At 62.2% G+C, this 2,053-nt stretch carries 2 protein-coding genes; one reads left to right on the top strand and one right to left on the bottom strand.

Features of this window, described 5'->3' with window-relative positions; translation table 11 throughout:
- The first annotated feature begins 107 nt into the window (after positions 1-107).
- Entirely contained in the window at positions 108-416 is a 309-nt protein-coding gene (locus GBG68_RS13830) for an SRPBCC domain-containing protein (RefSeq protein ID WP_193222352.1), read from the top strand.
- A 25-nt stretch (positions 417-441) separates the two neighbouring features.
- Here the strand turns inward: GBG68_RS13830 and GBG68_RS13825 are convergent, their stop codons facing one another.
- Positions 442-1,398, bottom strand: a complete 957-nt coding sequence (locus tag GBG68_RS13825) for an IS30 family transposase (RefSeq protein ID WP_152148373.1) — start codon at positions 1,396-1,398, stop codon at positions 442-444.
- Between the last annotated feature and the right edge of the window lie 655 nt (positions 1,399-2,053).

Below are 2,053 nucleotides of genomic sequence, written 5' to 3'. Positions count from 1 at the left end.
TCACCCGACTGCCGGCGGCGACGACCGAAGCCGATCTCGACGCATTGCTGCCTTGGCGTCAGGCGCAGAGTCTAGCGGTGCGCTTCGCCGACCTGTAGGTGGGGTTGGTGGAGCGCTTACGCAAGGTCATGCGCTTCTCGCCTGTCGTGCTCGCTGCGGAGGCGGGGCGCGAGCTTCGGTGGCTGGGTCGGCTCGTGTTGCCGGGTGTCTTTGATGGCGAGCATCGCTTTGTCATCGAGCCCCTGGGCGAGGGCAAGGTGCGCTTTGAGCAGAGCGAGCGGTTTAGTGGGCTGTTCGTCGGCCTGCTCCGCGGCAGCCTGGATCGAGACACTAAGCGTGGGTTTGAAGAGATGAACCGGGCGCTGAAAACGCGGGCCGAAAGCGAGCAAGAGAAAGCAGAAGACAGACAAGCGTAACTTCAACTCTGAAGTGCAACATTGATCAGTTTTCATACAGGCGCTCCCAGGGGGTTTGAAAGCCGAAACGTTTTCGGGGGCGAGTGTTGAGCCGGTCCGCGATGGCATCGCACAGACCTTGAGTCACGTACCACATGCTCCGTCGCTTGGGCAAATACTGGCGAATCAGGCCATTGAGGTTTTCATTACTGCCCCGCTCCCATGAGTGGTACGGGTTGGCGAAATAGAAGCGCACATCAGACGCCGCTTCGATCTCGGCGTAGCCGTGAAACTCCGTGCCGTTGTCCGCGGTGATGGTCTTGAACGGCAGCCCCCGGCGCTTGATCAGGTTGATAGCCACACGATTCATGGTGGCCGTGGTCTTGCGGGGCAGCTTCCCGATCAAGACCGCCCCGCTGCGCCGCTCGTTGAGGGTGACGATACAATCCTTGCCGGGATCATTCCCCAGCACCGTGTCGATTTCCCAATGGCCCGGCTCGGAGCGTGCATTGGCCGGCTCGGGGCGCTCGGAAATATGGCGCTTGCCGGCGAGCCGCCCGCGGCTATCGTAGGCCCCGTAGCGCTTGCGCTTGAGCTTGCGGGCCCCGCGCAACTGCGTGTGGAGTCGCCCGCCCTGGGCCTTGTCCCGCCAGACGTGGCGGTAAATGGTCTCGTAGCTGATCGAGAGTTTGCCCATCGCCTTGAGCCGGCCGGCGATTTGCTCCGGGCTCCATTGCAGGGCCAGCAGGCTCTCGACAAAGCGCCATTGCTGATCGGTGAACCGTCGGCCCCGCCGCGAGCGCGCCCGGCGGCCTTTGGTCCGCTCGGAGGCCTTCTGGGGGCGGTAACAACCGTCATAGCGGCAGGTGTTGCGGGCAAGCTCCCGGCTGATGGTGCTGCGGTGACAGCCCAGCGCTCGTGCCATCTGAGCCCGGCTGAACTGTTGCTTGCGCAATTCAGCCAACATATACCTCTGGTGTGAGGTGACCTGGCGATACCTCATGTCGACGCTCCTTTTCTTGGCGGAGGAGAAGCGTCGTCAGTATCCCAGGTCACCTCCCTTTTTCCACAGGGGCTTGTTGCGGTTAGTTTATGAATCCACGCGTGCTAACAAGGCGGTTAAGCCGACGGCAAAAACGCTGCGCGTTTTTCCCGCGGCTTACCGCTAGCCGTTAGGGTGGTCCGGAACCGTGGATATCAGGGTTTGGTTGTAGGGATTGGCCTGCTTGCTGCCCTACCCCACCGGCAATGAAGAGCGGCTTCCTTCCGGGCGTGGCACTAGCAAACGCCTGGGCACGGCCGCCGTTGAGCCGTCTGAACCAGTGGCCACAATGACCGTCGCCAGGCTTGTCCATGTTGGGTAGTCTGTTTGGGTACGCGCTTCACCAACGGTATTGCCGGGCATTGCGATCTCGGCGCCTTCGTTGAAGCAAATGAAGAAGAACAAGAACCGGTGGCCCCGCGCCAAGCCTGGTAGTGCCCCACCGTTCTAACACGCCGCTCAAGCCGACGCGGCTACGCCGCGCGGCTTAGCAGCCCGTTAGCGGTGGATGAGAACACGAATCCGAGGGTCAGAGGGTGCTCCACCGGCAGTGGAAGGAAGGCAAGCTACTGTGCCACCCGCGAGAGAAAAAGAACGTGCCGTCCCGGCTCGGTCC

Source organism: Alkalilimnicola sp. S0819, assembly GCF_009295635.1.
Taxonomy (GTDB): Bacteria; Pseudomonadota; Gammaproteobacteria; order Nitrococcales; family WHIW01; genus S0819.
The sequence above is the reverse complement of the archived record's forward strand: the minus strand, read 5'-3'. Positions and strand labels throughout refer to the sequence as shown.